Source organism: Nocardia sp. BMG111209, assembly GCF_000381925.1.
Taxonomy (GTDB): Bacteria; Actinomycetota; Actinomycetes; order Mycobacteriales; family Mycobacteriaceae; genus Nocardia.
Window position 1 is genome coordinate 288,541 of record NZ_KB907310.1, and the last position, 21,695, is coordinate 310,235.

The 21,695-nt window shown below is 72.7% G+C and carries 1 protein-coding gene (running past one end of the window); it reads left to right on the top strand.

Features of this window, described 5'->3' with window-relative positions:
* Positions 1-21,655 carry the 3' portion of a non-ribosomal peptide synthetase gene (locus G361_RS46280; protein ID WP_036496594.1) on the top strand. The gene continues 3,176 nt to the left of window position 1, outside the view, so only the last 21,655 of its 24,831 coding nucleotides appear in the window; the start codon falls outside the window, past its left edge; the stop codon is at positions 21,653-21,655.
* The last annotated feature ends 40 nt before the right edge of the window (positions 21,656-21,695 follow it).

Below are 21,695 nucleotides of genomic sequence, written 5' to 3' on the forward strand. Positions count from 1 at the left end.
GATCGTGGAAGTCCTGGACCCGCCCCGATCCCGGGGCAGGCATCCCCTGTTCCAGGTGGCGCTGTTCCTGCAGAACCTCCCGGCTACCGCGCCCGAGTTCCCCGGTCTCACCGCGGAACTCGTCGACGCTCCGGTCACGGTCGCCAAATTCGACCTCCAGCTGACCGTTTCGGAGCCCGCCGCGGCGGAGGGGTACCGCGCCGAATTCACCTATGCCACCGATCTGTTCGACCCGGCCACCGTGCAGGAGTTCGCGGCCAAGTTGATCCGGCTGCTCACCGCGGTCACCACCGATCCGGATCGACCGGTCGGCGAGGTGAACCTGCTGGATCCGGGCGAGCTGGACTATGTCACCGAGAGCTGGAACGCCAGCGGGCACCGGGTGCCGGATCGCTTGTTGCACGAGGGATTCGACGCCCAGGTGCGGCGCAACCCGGATGCCCGGGCGCTGATCGCCGGCGACATCGAGGTGACCTACACCGCGCTGTCGGAGCGGGCCAACCGGCTCGCGCGCCGGCTCATCGAGGCCGGCGTGGGCCCGGAAACGCTGGTGGTACTGGCCATTCCGCGCTCGATCGAACTCGTCGTCGCCATGTATGCGGTGCTGCGCGCCGGTGGCGCCTACGTGCCGGTCGATCCGGGGCATCCGGTGGAACGGATCCGGCACGTGGTCGAGACCGCCCGGCCCCGGCTGATCCTGACCACCCCGGGCTCGGGACTGCCTGCGCTGCCGGACATGCCGGTCGAGGAACTGGACGAGGCCGCCCTGGCGGCCCGTCCGGCGACCGGGATCCGGGAGAGCGAACTCACCGCGCCACTGCATCCCGACCATCCCGCCTACGTGCTGTTCACCTCCGGCTCGACCGGACGGCCGAAGGGCGTCGCCGTCACCCATCGGGCGATCGCGAACCAATTGGCCTGGATGCAGGACGAATACGGCCTGCGCGCGTCCGATGTGTACCTGCAGAAGACGCCGGCCACCTTCGACGTCTCGCTGTGGGGCTACTTCCTCCCGTTGCGGGTGGGCGCGACCCTGGTCCTGGCGGGCCCGGACGGGCACCGCGACCCCCGGCAGCTGGCCGAACTGACCGCGCGGCACCGGGTCACCGTCACCGACTTCGTACCGTCGGTCCTCGCGGTGTTCGCCGCGCACGCCCGGCCCGCCGAATTGTCCACGCTGCGGGACATCTTCGTCATCGGTGAGGCCTTCCCGCCGGAGACGGCCGCGGCGGTGCGGGCGGTATCGGCCGCGCGGCTGCACAACCTGTACGGCCCGACCGAGGCCGCGGTGTCGATCACCTCGCGGGAGGTCACCGCCGCCGACACCCGGGTGGTGCCGATCGGCGAACCGGAGTGGAACAGCCGCGTCTATGTGCTGGATGCCCGGTTGCATCCCGCGCCGATCGGCGTTCCGGGCGAGTTGTACCTCGGCGGTGTGCAATTGGCGCGCGGCTATCACGGCCGGCCCGATCTGACCGCCGACCGCTTCGTCGCCGATCCGTTGTCGGGACACGGTGAACGGCTCTACCGCACGGGCGATCTGGCGCGCTGGACCACCGACGGTGAACTGGTGTATCTCGGGCGCACCGACTTCCAGGTCAAGTTCCGCGGTCAGCGCCTCGAACTCGCCGAGATCGAGGCGGCGCTCCTGGCCGATCCCGGTGTCGGCCGGGCCGCCGCCCGGCTGATCGGCGGGGAGACCGGCGATCGGCTCGCGGCCTATGTCGTCGCGGCGGCGGGCCACGAGGTCGATCCGGAGTCGCTGCGCGCCGCCCTGGCCGGCCGGCTGCCGTCGGGGCTGGTCCCGACGACGGTCACGGTGCTGACCGAATTCCCGCTGAACAGCAGCGGGAAGCTCGACCGGGACGCGCTGCCGATCCCGGAGGTCACCGGCGGGGACTACCAGCCACCCCGGACACCCGCCGAAATCGCGGTGGCACAGGTGTTCTCGGAGATCCTGCGCCGCGGGCAGATCGGCCGCGACGACGACTTCTTCGCCCTCGGCGGTAACTCCCTGGCCGCCACCCAGGTCACCGCCCGGCTCGGCCGGGTGCTCGGCGCGACGGTCCCGGTGCGCGCGCTGTTCGAGGCGCCGACGGTCGCCGGCCTGGCCGGCGCCGTCGCCGATGCCGCCCCGGCGCGGCTCGCGCTGACGAAACAGGTTCGGCCCGAACCGGTTCCGCTGTCCATGGCCCAGCAGCGGATGTGGTTCCTCAATCGGTTCGAACTCGGCGGCGGCGCCGAAACCGCTGCCGCCTATCACATTCCGATGGCCGTCCGGCTGACCGGCGCGCTCGACGTCGCGGCCCTGCGCTCGGCCGTGGCCGATGTGGTGACCCGGCACGAGGTCCTGCGCACCTCGTACCCGGACCGGGACGGTGTGCCGCATCAGCTGATCCATACCGGACCGGCGGCGGCCGCGGAGATCGTCGTCGCCACCGCCACGGCGGCGGATCTGCCGGAGCGGATCGAACGGCTGGTCGGGGCCGGCTTCGACGTCACCCGCGAGATACCCCTGCGCATCGGGCTTTTCGAGCTCACCCCCGGTGACCACGTGCTCGTGCTGGTGGCGCACCACATCGCCGCCGACGGCTGGTCGACCGGCCCGCTCGTCCGCGACCTCATGACCGCGTACGCCGCCCGGTCGGCCGCGACGGCGCCGGGCTGGGCCGAATTGCCCGTCCAGTACGCGGATTACGCGATCTGGCAGCACGCGGTACTCGGCGGCGAGGAGGACCCGGGCAGCGTCATCGCGGCCCAGGCGGCGTTCTGGCGCGGCGAATTGGCCGGTATCCCGGACGAACTGGTGCTGCCCGCCGATCGGCCGCGGCCCGCGCGGCCCTCCTTCGGCGGCGGCCGGGTCCGGTTCACCGTGCCCGCCGCGGTCCGTGATCGGTTGCAGCGGGTCGCCGCCGGCGAACACGCCACCCTGTTCATGACCCTGCACGCCGCCCTGGCGGTCCTGCTGTCCCGGCTGGCCGCGACCGAGGACGTCGTGATCGGTTCCGCGGTCGCGGGCCGCGGTGAGGCCGAACTCGACGATCTCGTGGGCATGTTCGTCAACACCCTGGTCCTGCGCACCCGGGTGTCCGGCGCCGCGAATTTCCGGCAGGTGCTGGCCGGGACGAGAGCCGCGGACCTGCGGGCGTTCGCCCACGCCGATCTGCCGTTCGAGCGGCTCGTGGAACTGCTCGACGTACCGCGGTCCACCGCACGCCATCCGATCTTCCAGGTCGCGCTCGCCGTCGACGATCTGCCGGTGGCCGCCGTCGAACTGCCCGGAATCACCGCGGGCCCGGTCGATCTCGCGGTCGGCGCGACCAAGGTGGACCTGTTCCTCACCGTCCGGAACTCCGGCGCCGGACTGGATGCCGAATTCACCTATGCCCGCGACCTGTTCGACGAGGCCACCGTCGAGTCGTTCACCGCGCGGTTCCAGCGCCTGCTCGCCGGGATCGGCGCCGATCCCGAAGCGCCCGTGGGTGATCTGCGACTGATCGATCCGGCGGAGTACCGCGCGCTGACCGTGGATCGGCTCGCCGGACCGCCCCCGGGCGCGCTGCTGCCGGATCTGCTGACCCGCGGTCTGGCCGCGGGCCGGGATCGGATCGCGATCCGCGCCGAGGGCCGCTCGATCACCTACGGCGAACTCGACGCGCAATCCTCGCGGCTGGCACGGGTTCTGATCGGTCGCGGGGTCGGCCCGGAACGGCTGGTCGCCGTCGCCCTGCCGCGCTCGGCCGAGCTGGTGATCGCGGTCCTGGCCGTCGCCAAGGCCGGCGGCGCGCACGTGCCGGTCGATCCGACGCATCCGGTGGATCGCCTGCGGCACATGGTCACCGACGCCGCGCCCGTGCTGGGCGTCACCACGACCGCCTACGCGGATCGGCTACCCGACGAGGTGTCGTGGCTGGTACTCGACGCCCCCGCCACCCGGCAGGAATGCGACGGGGTCGCGGCCGGGCCGATCCGGGACGCGGAACGCACTGTGCCGGTGCGGATCACCCATCCCGCCTATGTCATCTACACGTCGGGATCGACCGGTACGCCCAAGGGCGTCACCGTGACCCACACCGGTCTGGCCGCGCTGGCCGAGTACGCGCGGACCACCTACGGCCTGCGGCCGGGTCACCGGTTCCTGCAACTGTGCTCACCGAGCTTCGATCCCTCGGTGCTGGAATGGATCTCGGCCCTGTCGGCCGGCGCCACGCTGGTGATCGTGCCGCCGCGGATCATCGGCGGCCCGGAGCTGGCCGCACTGCTGCGGTCGGAGTCCGTCACCCACGCGATCTTCACTCCCGCGGTCCTGAGCACGGTCGACCCGGAGGGGCAGGGCCAACTCGAGGTCGCCGTCGTCGGTGGCGATGTCACCACGCCGGAACTGCTGGCCAAATGGCATTCCGGCCGTCGCTATCTGAACACCTACGGTCCGACCGAGGCGACCATCGCGGTCTCCAGCGCGCAGTTGGCCCCCGGCCGGCCGCTGACCATCGGCACCCCGCTGCCCGGGGTGACCGCCCTGGTGCTCGACGCCCGGCTGCACCCGGCCCCCATCGGGGTGGCCGGTGAGCTGTATGTCGCCGGACCCAGTGTGGCACGGGGGTATCGGAACCGGCCCGGTCTCACCGCCGAGCGGTTCCTGCCCGATCCGTGGGGCGCGCCCGGCGACCGGATGTACCGCACCGGCGATGTGGTCCGGTGGGTCGAGTACGACGGCCGCCGCGAACTGGAATACGTCGGGCGGACCGACTTCCAGGTGAAGATCCGCGGGGTCCGCATCGAACTGGGCGAGATCGACGCGGTGCTCGCGGCCCATCCCGGGGTCGATTTCGTCACCACGCTCGGCCGTGAACACAGTTCGGGCGCAACGATTCTCGTATCCTATGTGCTGCCGCGGCCGGGCGCCGCGCCGGAACCGGCCGAGCTGACCGAATTCGCCGCGCGCAGCCTGCCCTCGCATCTGGTGCCCTCGGGAATCGTGATCCTGGACAAGATCCCGCTGACCCCGGTGGGCAAGCTGGATCGCCGGGCGCTGCCGGAACCGGTGGTGACGGTCGCGGAGTACCGGCCACCGATGGGCCCCGCGCAGAACCTGGTGGCCGGGATCTTCGCCGCGGTCCTGGCGGTGGCGCGCGTCGGCGCCGACGACGACTTCTTCCTGCTGGGCGGCAATTCGCTGTCCGCGACGCAGGTTTCGGCGCGGCTGGCCCGCGCCACCGGGACCGTGGTCCCGGTGCGCACCGTCTTCGACGCGTCGACCGTGCGCGCACTGGCCGCGCGGATCACGCTGCCGGACAACGCCTCCGGCCCGGCGCTGCCCGCGCTGACCCGGGCGCCGCGCGACGCGGCGATTCCGGTGTCGATCGCCCAGCAGCGGCTGTGGTTCCTCAACCGGTTCGACGCCGGCGGCGCGGGGTACAGCATCCCGTTCGCGCTGCGCCTGACCGGAGATCTGGACGTCGCCACGCTGCGCGCCGCCCTCGGCGACGTGATCGCCCGGCACGAGACGCTGCGCACCCGCTATCCCGAACGCGACGGTGTCGCCGTACAGGAGATCCTTTCCGCCGCGGACTGTTCCGTCCCGCTGGAGCTGTTCTCCGCCCCGGCCGCGGAGGTGCCCGCAACCCTGGACGCGGTGGTGCGGCGAGGATTCGACGTCACCACGGAGGTGCCGCTGCGCATGGCGCTGGTGCGGCCCGCCGATGCGGACGGGGTGCACATCCTGCTCGTCGTCGTGCACCACATCGCCGCGGACGGCTGGTCGGCCGGCCCGCTGACCCGCGATCTGGTCACCGCCTATGCCGCCCGCAGCGCCGGGGCGGCGCCCGGCTGGGCCGAATTGCCCATCCAGTACGCCGATTTCGCGATCTGGCAGCGCACGGTGCTGGGCCGCGCCGACGATCCGGGCTCGATCCTCGCCGCGCAACTGGACTTCTGGACCCATGCGCTGCGCGGGGTACCGGATGTGCTGGAACTGCCGACGGATCGGCCCCGCCCGGCGGTGGCCGGCCAGCGGGCCGGCGCGCTGAGCGGGCGGATCGATCGCGATCTGCACCGCGCGGTCCTCGCCCTGGCGGATGCCCGGCGGGTGACCCCGTTCATGGTGCTGCACAGCGCATTGGCGCTGCTGCTGGCCCGGTTGTCCGGCACCGGGGACATCGTGATCGGGACGCCGGTGGCCGGTCGCGGCGAGGAGGCCCTCGACGACCTGGTCGGCATGTTCGTCAACACCCTGGTGCTGCGCACCGGGATTCGCCCGGAGGCGACCGTCGCGGAGATCCTGGACTCGGTCCGCGAGGCCGATCTCGCGGCCTTCGACCATGCGGCACTGCCGTTCGAGCAGGTCGTGGACGCGGTGAATCCCGTTCGGTCCCAGGCACATGCGCCGCTGTACCAGGTGATGCTGACCCTGCAGAACCAGGCGCCGATCGACCTGCGCCTGCCGGGCCTGGCGATCGAACCGGTCGACGCCGCGATCGCACCCATCGACCTGGACCTGGACTGGACGCTGGCCGCCGCGCACGACGCCACCGGCGCGCCCGCGGGTATCGACATCCACCTGCACTACGCGGCGGACCTGTTCGATCCGGCCACCGTCTGCGGCCTGCTCGCGATGTACGAGCGGGTGCTGTCCGCGATGGTGGCCGACACCCGCACGGCGGCGGCCGATGTGGATCTCGTCGGTACCGCCGGGCGCCGGCTGCTGCTGGTGGAGCGCAACGCCACCGGCCGCGAGCTGAACCCGGAAACCCTCGCGGATCTGCTGGATCACCGCGCGACCGCCACCCCGGGGGCCACGGCGGCGGTGTCCGGGAACGCCTCGATCAGCTACGGCGAACTCGACATCCGATCGAATCGGCTGGCCCGCGCCCTGATCCGGGCGGGTGTCGGCCCCGACACCGTCGTCGGCCTGGCGGCGCAGCGCGGCATCGATATGGTGGTCGCGGTCCACGCGATCGTGCGGGCCGGCGGCGCCTACCTGCCGATCGATCCGGACCATCCCGCCGATCGGGTGGCGCGCACCCTGACCGCCGCCGGCGCGCGGCTGGTGCTGACCGCCGGTGGCGCGAATCCCGCACTGCCGGAACAGGTCCGGCGTCTGGACGCCGCCGATCCGACGGTGGCCGGATTGTCCGGTGAGCGGGTGCGCGACACCGACCGGCGCGGGCCGCTGCGGCCGGGCAACCTCGCCTACGTCCTGTTCACCTCCGGATCCACCGGACAGCCGAAGGGCGTGGCGACCGATCATCGCGCGATCGTGAACCAATTGCGCTGGCTGGAGCACCGATACGAGGTGACCGCCGCCGACCGGATCATGCAACGCGCCCCGCTGACCTTCGACGTCTCGGTGTGGGAATGCTTCCTGCCCGCGGTGGTCGGCGCGCCGCTGATCCTGCCGCGGCCGGGCGGCCATCTGGACCTCGGCTATCTGGCCGACCTGATGACCGAACACCGGATCACCATCGCGGAGCACGTGCCCTCGGTCCTCGCGGCGCTGGTCGCGGAGGGCCGCGGCGAGGCGCTGCGCTCGTTCCGCCACCTGCACACCGGCGGCGAGGCGCTGACACCGGAATTGCGTTCCGCGCTGCGGGGATTCGTCACCGGCGCGGTGCACAACGCGTACGGGCCCACCGAGGCGGCCATCTCCACCGTATTCCACGAATTCACCGATGCCGACGGCGAATTCGAGGTCGCGATCGGCCGCCCCTGCTGGAACACCCGCGCATACGTCCTCGACGCCCGGCTGCGGCCGGTGCCGCCGGGGGTCGCCGGCGAGCTGTATCTCGCCGGGGTGCAGCTGGCCCGCGGATATCACGGACAGGGCGGCCTGACCGCCGAGCGATTCGTCGCCGACCCGTTCGGCGACGGGGGCGCCCGGATGTACCGCACGGGCGATCTGGCGCGCTGGAACGCCGCCGGTGCCATCGTCTATCTGGGCCGCAACGACTTCCAGATCAAGCTGCGCGGCCAGCGCATCGAACTCGGCGAGATCGAGGCGGCGCTGACCGGCCTGCCCGGCGTCGCGAACGCCGCCGTGGTGGTGGCGCGGGACCGTGCGGGCACGGACGCCCTCGTCGGATATGTCACGGGCACAGCCCTGTCCGCGGCGACCGTCCTCGGCGGACTCCGGGACCGGTTGCCGTCGGCCATGATTCCGGCGTATATCGCGGTTCTGGACGCCATGCCGCTCACCACGGTCGGCAAACTGGACCGCCGGGCATTGCCGCCGGTCGAATTCAATGCTCCCACGGTCGCATTCCGCGCACCGCGGGAAGGCGCCGAGGCGGTGCTCGCCGCCCTGGTCACCGATCTGCTCGTGGCGGACGCGCCGATCGGCGCGGACGACGACTTCTTCGGCCGCGGCGGCAATTCGCTGCTGGCGATGCGACTGGTCGCACGGGCGAACGCGACGCTGGGCTGCGCGCTGACCGTGCGCGAGGTGTTCGAGGCGCCGACGGTGGCCGGGCTCGCCGCGCGGGCGGTCCTCGGCGCGGACCGGCCGGCCGGACCGCGCGCGGTACCGCGTCCGGGCCGGATCCCGTTGTCGGCGGCCCAGACCCGGATGTGGTTGCTGAACCGGCTCGATCCGGAGTCCGCCGTCTACAACATCCCGATCACCATGCGGCTGACCGGCGCCCTCGACCTCGCGGCCCTGCGCGCCGCCGTCGCCGATCTGATCGGCCGGCACGAGACGCTGCGCACCCGCTATCCGGCCGACGAGCAGGGCCCGGCCCAGCTGGTGCTGCCGGTCGACGCGGTCGCCCCGGGCCTGCTCGAGGTGTCCGAGGTCACCGCGGCCGCGGTGCCCGAGGCCGTGGCCGATACCGCCGCAATCGGATTCGATCTGCGCACCGAGGTGCCGTTGCGGATCCGGTTGTTCCGGATCGGATCCGCCGATCACGTCCTGGCCGTGGTCGTGCACCACATTGCGGCGGACGGCGTGTCGGCCGGGCCGCTGGCCCGCGATCTGATGGTGGCGTACAGCGCGCGGGCGGCCGCGGCCGAGCCCGGCTGGTCGCCGCTGCCGGTGCAGTACGCCGATTTCGCCCTGTGGCAGCGCGATGTGCTCGGCGAGCCCGGCGATCCGGATTCGGTGCTGTCGCGGCAGTTGGCGTACTGGCGGTCCGAACTCGCCGGTGCGGCGCCGGTACTGGAACTGCCGGCCGATCGGCCCCGCCCGCCCGTCGCCTCCGGGCGGGGCGCGGCCGTCGAGTTCGACCTCGACGCGGCGACCACCCGCGCGATCGCGGAACTGGGCCGCGCGCACGGGGTGTCGCCGTTCATGGTGGTCCACACCGCGTTCGCGGCGCTGCTGTCGCGCCTGTCCGGCGCCACCGACATCGCCGTCGGCACCCCGATCGCCGGACGGTCCGCCGCCGAACTCGACGACCTGGTCGGCATGTTCGTCAACACGCTCGTGCTGCGCACCCCGGTCCGGCCCGGGGACACCTTCGCGCAGCTGCTCGCCACGGTGCGCGAGGCCGACGTCCGGGCCTTCGCCCACGCCGACGTGCCGTTCGAACTGCTCGTCGACGAACTCAATCCGGTTCGCTCCCAAGCACATTCACCGATCGTCCAGACGCTGCTGACCTACGAGCACCGCGACGACACGGTGCTGCGACTGCCCGGACTGGAGGTCACGGCGTACGAATCGCCGATCCGCACCGCGCAGTTCGACCTGTCGCTGGCGCTGACCGAACTCGCCGCGGGGACCGAGACGGTGCTGCACGCGGTACTGGGCTATGCGACCGACCTCTTCGACGAGGCCACCGTCGCCGCGTTCGCGCGGCGGTATCGCCGGGTCCTGGCCGCCGCCGTCGCCGATCCGTCGGTCGCGGTGGGCGACATCGACCTGCTGGAACCGGCCGAACGCCTGCTGGTGCTGGCGAATCGGAACGCGACCGACTACGACGTGAACCGGCTGGTGCTGGGCAAGGCCGCCGGGACCCGGGAGCTCACGCTCGCCTCGATGTTCACCGACCGGGCCGAGCGCGACCCGGCGGCCGTGGCCCTCACCTTCGAGGGGTCGCAGCTGACCTACGCCGAATTCGCCGGACGGGTGAACCGGCTGGCCCGCCACCTGATCGGCCTGGGCGTCGGCCCGGACACGCTGGTGGCGTTGCACATTCGCCGCTCGGTGGAACTCGTGGTCGCCATGTACGCGGTGACCGTGGCCGGCGGCGGATACCTGCCGCTGGATCCGGACCATCCCCGCGACCGCACCGAATACGTGCTGGCCGTGGCCGATCCGCTCTGCGCGCTCACCACCGCCGCGGACGACGCCGATCTGGGTGTGCCCGCGATCCGGGTCGACGAACTCGACCTGTCGGACCTCGACGCGGGGCCGGTGCCGGACACCGACCGCCGGGCCCCGTTGCGCGGCGGCCACACCGCGTACGTGCTGTTCACCTCGGGATCGACCGGACGCCCGAAGGGGGTCGCGGTGACGCACGAGGCGATCGTCAACCGCCTGGTCTGGATGCAGGACGAATACGTCCTCGACGAGGACGACGCGGTGTTGCAGAAGACGCCCGCCACCTTCGACGTCTCGGTCTGGGAGTTCTTCTGGCCCTTGCAGATCGGCGCGCGCCTGGTGCTCGCCGCCCCGGACGGCCACCGCGATCCGCGGTACCTGGCCGAGCTGATCGCCGCCGAACAGATCACGGTCGCCCACTTCGTGCCGTCGATGCTCGCGGTGTTCCTCGCCGACGAGGCGGCCGCGCGGTGCCCGAGCCTGCGCCACGTGTTCTGTTCCGGCGAGGCGCTGCCCGCGGCGGTCGCGCAGCGGCTGCGGGCCGCCGGTGCCGCGCAGGTGCACAACCTGTACGGCCCCACCGAGGCCGCGGTCGACGTCACCGCCCACGAGGTGACCGACGCCGATACGCTGACCGTCCCGATCGGCCGGCCCGTGTTCAACACCCGGGTCTACGTCCTCGACGCCCGCCTGCGGCCGGTGCCCCCGGGCGTACCCGGTGAGTTGTACCTCGCGGGTGCGCAATTGGCGCGCGGGTATCTCGCGCGGCCGGGAACCACCGCGGAGCGATTCGTCGCGGATCCGTTCGGCACCGGCGGCCGCCTCTACCGCACCGGCGATCTCGCGGCCTGGACCCCGGCGGGCGAGCTGGAATACCTGGGCCGCACCGACTTCCAGGTGAAGCTGCGCGGCTTGCGGATCGAGCTCGGTGAGATCGAATCGGTGCTCACCGCACTGGATTCCGTCGCGCAGGCCGCCGTGGTCGTGCACGCCGATCCGCACACCGGCGATCATCTGGTGGCCTATGTGGTCGCCACGGCCGGCGCCGAACTCGCCGTCGACACCGTCACCGCCGAGGCGGCCCGGCGGCTGCCCGCGTACATGGTCCCGTCGGTGGTGACCGTATTGGAACGGTTGCCGCTGAACAGCTCCGGCAAACTGGATCGCCGCGCGCTGCCCGCCCCGGTGCTCGCGGCGCGTCGCTTCCGGGCGCCGGGCACCGCCGCGGAGTCGGCGGTCGCGGCCGTCTTCGCCGAACTGCTCGGTCTGGAGCGGATCGGCGCCGACGACGACTTCTTCGAATCGGGCGGCAACTCGCTGCTCGCGACCCGGGTGGCGGCGCGGCTCGCCGACGCCTGGGACGCGGACGTGCCGCCGCGAATGCTGTTCGAGCACAGCACCGTCGCGGCGCTGGCGCGGGCGGTCGCGGCCCGCACCGGCACCGCCACCGCCCCGCCGCCGGTCGCCCGGCCGCGCGCGGAGCTCGAGCCGTTGTCCCCGGCGCAGCAACGACTCTGGTTCCTCAACCGCCTCGATCCCGAGGGCTCGGCCCACCACATCGCGGTGGTCCTGCGGCTGCGCGGGGCCCTGGACGCCACGGCCCTGGCCGCGGCGTGGGCCGATGTGGTGGCCCGGCACGACACCCTGCGCACGGTCTACCCCGAGGTGGACGGCCTCGGATATCAGCGCATCGGCGTCGCGGGGGCTGCCCTCACCGATCTCGCCGGCGCGGAGGTCGTCGCCGAATTCCTCGGCGCTCCTTTCGATGTCACCGCGAGCGTGCCGGTGCGGATCGGCCTGGCGCCGGTCACGGACGAGGAACATCTGCTCGCCGTGGTGCTCCACCACATCGCCGCCGACGGCTTCTCGCTGGGCCCGCTCGCGGGCGATCTGGCCGTCGCCTACGCGGCCCGGCGGGCGGGCCACCCGGCCGATCGGCCCGAACCGGTCGTGCAGTACGCCGATTACGCGCACTGGCAGCGCGAATTGCTCGGCGACGAGACCGATCCGGCATCGCGCGCCGCGCGCCAGCTGGCGTACTGGCGGAGGCGCCTGCACGGGATGCCCGCCGAACTGGTGCTGCCCGCCGACCGGCCCCGGCCGCTCGCGCCGTCGCATCGCGTCGCACATCTCGAGATTCCGCTCGAGCCGGCCCTGATCGCCGCCCTCGGTGAACTCGGGAACCGTTACGAGGCAACGCCGTTCATGGTCACCCAGGCCGCGTTCGCGGCGCTGCTGGCACGGTGGAGCGGCAGCGACGACATCGCGATCGGCACGGCGGTCGCGGGCCGCGGCCGCCCCGAATTCGACGATCTCGTCGGCATGTTCGTCAACACCCTGGTGCTGCGCACGCGCGTCGACGCCGCGGAATCCTTCGCGGCGCTGGTGGATCGGGTTCGCACCGGCGCGCTCGACGCCTTCGCCCACGCCGACGTGCCGTTCGAGCGTGTGGTGGAGGCCCTCGATCCGCCGCGATCGGCCGGGCGGCATCCGCTCGTGCAGGTCCTGCTGGTGTTCCAGAACCTCGCGCCGATCACGCTCGAGCTGCCCGGCCTGACCGTCTCCGACACCGGGCTCGAGGTCTCCGCCGGACAGTTCGACCTGCAACTCACCGTCACCGGCGACGACTTCCGATTCAGTTATGCCACCGACCTTTTCGACGCCGGGACGATCGCCGTCCTGGCCGCTCGCTTCGTCCGCCTGCTGGCCGCGGTGACCACCGATCCGGCCCGGCCGGTCGGCGACGCCGCACTGCTGGACGCGGACGAGCGCACCGCGCTGATCGCCGCGGGTACCGCCGTCCGGCACGAGGTGTTCCCGCCCGAACTGGTCCCGGACGAATTCGAGGCCCAGGCGGCGAGCACCCCGGATCGGATCGCGGTCCGCTGCGTCACCGGACGCGATCTCGCCGCCGCCGAACTGAGCTACGCCGAACTCGACGGCCGATCCAACCGGCTCGCGCGCCTGCTCGCCTCGCTCGGCGTCGGCCCCGAGACCCTGGTGCTGCCGCGGGTCGGCCGGGGCACCGAACTGGTCGTCACCGTCTACGCCGTGCTGAAAGCCGGTGCCGCCGTGATACTTCCGGGCACCGCGGGGGAGCCGCCCGCGTCGGCGCGGGTGGTGACCCTCGGCGCCGGATCCGGGGACGAGATCGGGCTCGGCGCTCACGACCCGTCCCACTTCTCCGCGGAACCGCTCGGCGATGCCGATCGGACGGCGGCGCTGCGGCCCGGCCACGCCGCCCTGGTGGTGCCCGCCGAGCCGGACACCGGTGTCCCGGGCGCCGCCGTGCTGACCCATGCGGCGCTCGTCGACCACTTGTCCTGGCTGCAACGCGAATTCGAGCTCGGCGCGACGGATGTCCATCTGCCGCATCCGGATTCGATCTGGGGATTGCTGGCGGTGCCGCGGGTGGGTGGCACGATCGTCGTGACCGGCGACGCCGACCCGTGGCCGGACAGCGCGACACTGGCGGCGCTGATCGCGGATCACGAAGTCTCCGTGCTGGATCTGCCGTCCGGGCACACCGGGCCGATCCCGGGTGACGACCGTGGCACCTCGCTGCGACGGGTGATCCGCCTCGGCCTACCGGCCGCGGGTCCGATCCCGGGCGAATCGCCGGTGGACGCGCTGTATCCGCGGCCCGAAGCGCCCGCGGCCCTGACCCACCTGCTCACATCCGGTGCCGACGGGAGCGCGCTACTCGGCCGCCCCACAGCCAACAGCCGCGCCTACCTCCTCGACGCGCGTTTGCGCCCGGCGCTGCCCGGCGCGGTGGGCGAGCTGTATCTGGCCGGTGACCGGCTGGCCCGCGGCTACCACGACCGCCCCGGCGATACCGCGGCGCGATTCCTGCCCGATCCGTTCGACCCGGCCGGTGCCCGCATGTTCCGCACCGGTATTCGGGCGCGATGGCAGGACGGGACGACGGTGCTCGCCGAAGCCGTTCCGGCCGACCCGATCGGCGGCGATCCGGTCGCGACCGTCATCGAATATGCTTCGCCCGGAACAGGTTTCGAACGAGCCGTGGCCGATGTGTACCGCGAGGTGCTCGGCCGCACCCGGGTCGGCGCCGCCGACGACTTCTTCGCCCTGGGCGGAAATTCCTTGGTGGCCACCAGGGTCGCCGCGCGCCTGGCCGATCGGCTCGGTCGCCGGGTCACGGTCCGGCAGCTGTTCGACACCCCGGTGGTGCGCGACCTGGCGGCGGCACTGACCGGCGGGCCCGCGGCCGAGGCCGACGCGCCGACACCGAATACCTTCCGGCCGCAACAGATTCCGCTGTCCCCGGTGCAGCGGGCGATGTGGCTGGTGAACCGCCTCGACCCGGCGTCACCGGCGCACAACATCCCGGTCGCGGTCCGGATCCTCGGTGATCTCGACCACGAGGCGATGCGAACCGCCTTCCTGGATGTCGTCACCCGGCACGAGCCGCTGCGCACGCGGTACCCCGCGGACGCGGACGGCACGCCGTATCAGCTGGTGCTGCCGCCGGATTCGCTGGCGCCGCACTTCGACGTCGACCCGGTGTCGCCGGCGCCGGATCGGCTCGCCGCCTTCATCGCCACCGGATTCGACGTGACCGCCGAACCCCCGGTCCGTGCCCTGCTGCTGCGGGAATCCGCGGACACCCACGTCCTGGTGGTCGTGCTGCATCACATCGCCGCCGACGGACTGTCGCTGAATCCGCTGCTGCGCGACCTGATCACGGCCTACGTCGCCCGCCGCACGGACGGCGCACCGGCCTGGGCGCCGCTGCCGATCCAGTACGCCGACTACGCGCTCTGGCAGCATCGCCGCCTCGCCGAGACCGCCGACGAGCAACTCGGCTACTGGCGGGAGGCCCTGCGCGAACTGCCCGGCGATCCCGTGCTGCCGACGACCCGGCCCCGGCCGGCGGTCGCCTCCAAGCGCGGGGCGACGGTGCTCGGACGTCTCGGTGACGGCCTCGGGGTCCGGCTGGCCCGGACGGCCGCGCGGCACAACGCGACCGAGTTCATGGTGCTGCACGCGGCCCTGGCGGTACTGCTGGCCCGGCTGTCCGGCACGGACGACATCGTGATCGGCACACCGGTCGCCGGGCGCGGCGCGGCCGCGCTCGACGACCTGGTCGGCATGTTCGTCAACACCGTCGCGCTGCGCACCCGGCCCGCCGCGCACCGCGCCTTCGCCGCGCTGCTCGCCGAGACCCGCGAGGCCGACCTCGCCGCCTTCGAACATGCGACGCTGCCGTTCGAGCGGCTCGTCGACGACCTCGGGGTGCCGCGCACGCAGGCGCGCCATCCGCTGTTCACCGTGACCCTGAGTCATCAGACCGCGCAACGGGTTTCACCCGCGCACGCGGTGCCCGGCCTGGTGCTGGAACCGGTCGGGTTCGACGAGCCGGTGGCCCGGTTCGATCTCCAGTTCACCGTGGGCGGCGAGATCGACGACGAGGGCTATCTGCCGATCGAACTGAACTACGCCACCGATCTTTTCGACGAATCCGCGGCGGCCGATCTGCTGCGCCGGTTCGGCCGGATCCTCGGCGCGGTGACCACCGATCCGGAGATGCCGATCGGTGCGATCGACATCCTCGGCCCCGCCGAGCGCGAGCGGCTGTTGCGCGCGCACGCGCCGCGGCCGGTGCCCGGCTTCACCCTGGCCGATCTGATGGCCGCGGCGGTCGCACCCGATCCGGCGGCCGTCGCGATCGTCTGCGGCGGAAGGGAACTCGCGTATCACGCGGTCGACGAGCAGTCCAACCGGCTGGCCCGGCTGCTGCTCGAATCCGGGGTCGGCGCCGAGGATTTCGTCGCCATCGCGATTCCGCGCAGCGCCGAATGGCTGCTGGCGGTGTGGGCGGTCGCCAAGACCGGCGCCGCCTTCGTCCCGGTCGACCCGACCTATCCGGCCGACCGGATCCGCCACATGCTGACCGATTCCGGCGCCACGATCGGCCTCACCCTGGATCGGCATCGCGCCGGGCTGCCCGGCGACGCCGCCTGGCTGGCCCTGGACTCCGCCACGACGGCGACCCGCCTGCACGGCATCCCCGCCGGTGCGATCGAGCCCGCCGAACGGCCGCGGCCGGTGCGGATCACCAACCCCGCGTGGATGATCTACACCTCGGGATCCACGGGCGTGCCGAAGGGGGTCGTCGCCACCCACGCCGGCCTCGCCGGAGTGGCCGTGGCACAACGGGAACGCTATGCCGTCACCGCCGCCGCGCGAGTATTGCACGTCGCCTCACCGAGTTTCGACGCGGCGATGCTGGAACTGCTGCTGGCGCTGGCCGCCGGTGCGGCCATGGTGGTCGCGCCCGCCGGGGTCTACGGCGGCGCCGAACTGACCGAACTGATGCGCGCCGAGCGGGTCACCCACACCTTCCTCACCCCGGCGGTGCTGGCGACCCTGGATCCGGATCGGCTGCCCGGCCTGCGGCAGTTGACCGTCGGCGGCGAGGGTTACGGTCCGGACCTGGTGCGGCAGTGGGGGGCCGACCGGAACTTCCACAACACCTACGGCCCCACCGAGACGACCGTCATCACCCATATCAGCGCGGCGCTGCAGCCCGGCGACCCGCTCGTGCTGGGTACGCCGATCCACGGCATGTCGGCAGTGGTGCTGGACGCCCGGTTGCAGCCGGTGCCCGTCGGGGTGGCCGGTGAGCTGTATCTGCGCGGGCCCGGTCTGGCCCGCGGCTACCACGCCCGGCCGGGCCTGACCGCGCAACGATTCGTGGCCGATCCGTACGGCCCGGCGGGCGGCCGGTTGTACCGCACCGGCGATCTGGTGCGCTGGGCCCTCGGCCCGGACGGCCCGGTCCCGGAATACCTCGGCCGCGGCGACCAGCAGGTGAAGGTGCGCGGTCTGCGCATCGAACTCGGCGAGATCGATACCGTCCTGGCGGGGCACCCGTCGGTCGGCTTCGCGGTGACCGTGGGCCACACCGATACCACCGGCACGGTCCGGCTGGTCTCGTATGTGGTTGCGGCGCCGGGCTGTTCGGTGGATCCGGCGGCGCTGCTCGCCCATGCCGGCCGCGCCCTGGCCGCCTACATGGTGCCCGCGGCGGTGACCGTCCTGGACACGATCCCGCTGACCCCGGTCGGCAAGCTGGACCGGAAGGCGTTGCCGGAACCGGTCTTCCGATCGGCGGCCTTCCGGCCGCCGGTCACGGTGGCCGAATGCGCGGTGGCGGAGACGATCGCCGACCTGCTGGGTCTCGACGTCGCCGGGATCGGCCTCGACGACGATTTCTTCGTGCTGGGCGGTAATTCGCTGACCGCGACCCAGCTGGCGACCCGCCTGAGCGCGCGGCTGTCGGCGGCCGTCGGGGTGCGCACCGTCTTCGAACACGCCACGGTGGCGGCGCTGGCCGCGGCCGTGGGTTCCGGGGGCGACGGATCGGCCCGGCCCGTGCTGACCGCGCGGAACGACGCGGGCCCGATCCCGCTGTCGCCGGCGCAGCAGCGCATGTGGTTCCTCAACCGGTTCGACCGGCAGTCCACCGCCTACAACATCCCGCTCACCGTGCGGCTGACCGGGGAACTGGACCCGGCCGCCCTGCGGGCCGCGGTCGCGGCCGTGATCACCCGGCACGAGACGCTGCGCACCCTGCATCCGCTGTCGGAAACCGGTCCGGTACAGGTGATCCTGCCGCCGGATGCGGCACAGGCGCCCGCCCTGCCCATCGTCGACGTGTCCGCCGCGCACCTGACCCTGGCGATCACCGACTTCCTCGGCGACGGATTCGACCTGACCCGCTCGGTTCCCGTGCGCGCCCGGCTGTTCCGGGTGTCACCGGCCGAACACGTGCTGGTGGTGGTGATCCACCACATCGCGGTCGACGGCTCCTCGCTGGTGCCGCTGGCCCGCGATCTGGCCGCCGCCTACGTCGCGCACCGGCTCGGCGCCGCGCCGCAGTGGCCGCCGTTGCCGGTGCGCTACGCCGACTACAGCCGCTGGCAGCGGGAACTGCTCGGCGCCGAGGACGATCCGGAATCCGTGCTGTCGCGGCAATTGCGTTTCTGGACAACGACATTGGCGGGCCTGCCCGACCAGCTGTCCCTGCCGGCGGATCGCCCGCGGCCGCCGGTGGCCGACACCCGCGGCGGCCACGTCGATTTCACCATCGACGCGCAGTCGCACGCGCGACTGACCGCACTAGGTCGCGCGCACGGCGCGACCCTGTTCATGGTGGTGCAGGCGGCCTTCGCGGTACTGCTGGCCCGCCTGTCCGGATCCGCCGACATCGCGGTCGGGACCCCGGTCGCCGGTCGCGGCGACCGGGATCTGGACGACGTGGTGGGCATGTTCGTGAACACCCTGGTGCTGCGCACACCCGTCGACGCGGCCGCCGGTTTCGCGGAACTGCTGGATCGGGTGCGGCGCGCGGACGTGGCGGCCTTCGAACACGCCGAGCTGCCCCTCGACCGATTGGTCGAGATGTTGCAGCCGGAACGATCCACCGCCCGGCATCCGCTGTTCCAGGTCGGTTATTCGTTCCACAACCAGGCCGAGGCCGATTTCGCGCTGCCCGGCCTGACGATCACCACCGTCGACGTCGAAACCGAAGTGTCGCAATTCGATCTGCACCTGGTGGTGACGGATCGCTACGATGCCACCGGCGCACCACTGGGCGCGGCCGCCACCCTCACCTACGCCGTGGCGCTGTTCGACGAGTCGACCGTGGCCGGATTCGCCGGCCGGTTGCAGCGGCTGCTGTCCGCCGTCTGCGCGAATCCGGAACTGCCCGTGGGTGATCTGCCCCTGCTCGACGAGGCCGAGGTGCGGGCCCTGCTGGCCGGGGCCGCGACCGGGCCGGTGTCGGCGCCGGATACGGTCGTCGCCGCCTTCGAGGCGCACGCGGCCCGCACCCCCGGCGCCGTCGCGATCGTCGCCGACGGCACGGCAGTGCGCTACGGCGAGTTCGCTTCCCGGGTGCACCGGCTGGCCCGCGTCCTGATCGGGCGCGGCGTCGGACCGGAGACACCGGTGGCGCTCGCCCTGCCGCGCGGCGTCGATCTGCTGGTCGCCTTGTACGCGGTGGCGACCGCGGGCGGGTACTACATTCCGCTGGATCCGGCGCATCCCGCCGAGCGGACGGCCGCCGTACTCGCCGCCGCCGCACCGCATCTGGTCCTGACCTCGCGGCGTTCGCCGATGGCGCTGCCCGCGAACAGTGTTGCGGTACTGGATATCTCGGCCGTAGATCCCGGAATCGACGACGGCCCGGTGACCGATGCCCAACGGCTCGCCCCGTTGCGCCCGGCGCACACCGCCTACGCGATCTTCACCTCCGGGTCGACCGGCACCCCGAAGGGCGTGGCCGTCCCGCACGCCGCCGTGGCCCACCAGATCGACTGGGTGCAAACGGAATACGGCCTCGGCGCCGACGACGCGGTGCTGTGGCACACCTCGGCGGCCTTCGATCTCTCGGTGTGGGAGATCTGGTGGGCGCTGCGGGCCGGGGCCCGGATCGTGCTAACCCCGCCGGACACCGGGACCGATCCCGCCGCGCTGCTGCGGCTGCTGGAGACGGCCGGAGTGACCACGCTGACGCTGGTGCCGTCGCTGCTGGCGATGCTGACCGAGGTCGCCGGTGACCGGCTGCCGCGATCGCTGCGCCGGCTGTTGGTGATCGGCGAGGCGCTGCCCGCCGCGACCGCCGAACGGGCCCTGGCCCGCACCACCGCCCGGCTCGACAACCTGTACGGACCGACCGAGGCGGCGGTCTCGGTGACCCGGTACCGCACCGGAACCGGCGAGCGGCGTCCGGTCGTGCCGATCGGCGTACCGGAACCCGGTGTGCGCGCACACGTCCTCGACGACCGGCTGCACCCGGTCCCGGCGGGTGTCGTCGGCGAGCTCCATCTCGGTGGCGTGCAACTGGCCCGGGGCTATCTCGGCCGGCCCGACCTCACCGCGGAACGGTTCGTCGCCGATCCGTTCGGGGCGCCGGGCGAACGGCTCTATCGCACCGGCGATCTGGTGTACCGGACCGCCGTCGGCGAACTCGTCTACGTCGAACGCCGGGACTTCCAGGTCAAGATCCGCGGCCACCGGATCGAACTCGCCGAGATCGAGCACGCGCTGCGCGCCCGGCCGTCGGTGACCGACGCGGTGGTCACGGCCCCGCGGGGCACGATGCTGGTCGGCTATCTGACGGCCACGGATCCGGTCGATCCGGCGGAACTGCGTGCGGCGCTGGCCCGGACGCTGCCCGGCTACATGGTGCCGCAGGTGATCCTGCAACTGGAGTCGTTGCCGCGCAACGTCAACGGCAAGGTGGACCGGGCAGCGCTGCCCGCGCCGCAACCGCCCCGGCGGGAATTCCGCGCCCCGGTCACGGATCTCGAACTGACCGTCTGCGTCGCCTTCGCGGAGGCGCTCGACGTCGAGCGAATCGGGCTGGACGACAGCTTCTTCGAACTGGGCGGTAATTCGCTGCTGGCGACCCGGCTGGCCGCGCGGCTGACCGAACTGCTGGGCGAACAGATCCCGGTGCCCTGGCTGTTCGCCGCACCCACCCCCGCGGGACTGATCGCGCACCTGGTGAGCCGGCGCGACGATCGCGGCCGGATCGACGCCGGCGCCGCGTTCGACGTACTGCTGCCGTTGCGGCCGATCGGCCCCGGCGGTGTGGTCGCGGGCCGGGAGCCGCTGTTCTGTGTACATCCGGTGAGCGGTCTGGCCTGGTCCTTCGCGGGGCTGGCCGCACATCTGGAGTCCGACCGGCCGCTGTACGGATTGCAGTCGCCCGCACTGGATCCCGCGGCCGTGATACCGGATTCGATCGAGCAGTGGGCGGCGCGCTACGTCCGGGAGATCCGCGCGGTGCAGCCGGAGGGCCCGTATCACCTGCTCGGCTGGTCGCTCGGCGGCGTGCTCGCCCACGCGGTCGCGGTGCGGTTGCAGGCCGAGGGACAGCCGGTGGCCCTGCTCGGCGTCCTCGACAGCACGCTGGGCGCCGCCGGGGAGCCGGCCGCGCTACCGCTCGGCGAACTGCTCGGCGGATTGCTGGGCGACGGAGACGATCTCGGCGCGGACCCCGAACGGATCACCGACATCGCGGATCTGGCCGGACATCTCGCCGCCGGACCGGAGCCGTTCGCCTCGCTCGGCGCCGAGCGGCTCGCGCGGCTGGCCGACGCCGCGACCGGTGCACTGCGACTGCTCGGCGAGTACCGGCCGCGACCGTACAAGGGCACGCTGCTGTATTTCACGGCCGCCCTGGACGATCCGACCGGCGCCACCGGCGCGGCCGGCTGGGCCGAGGCCGTCGACGGCGTGGTGCGCAACCACGCCGTGCAGGCCACGCACTGGCGGATGACCTCCGACGCGGCCCTCGCCCGCATCGGCCGGGTCGTCGCCGCACATCTCGAGCGCCGGGAGAACCGTTCCGGCCACGACTGATTCACCTCCGCCGGGCCTGTGACCCGGCACACGAACTCGG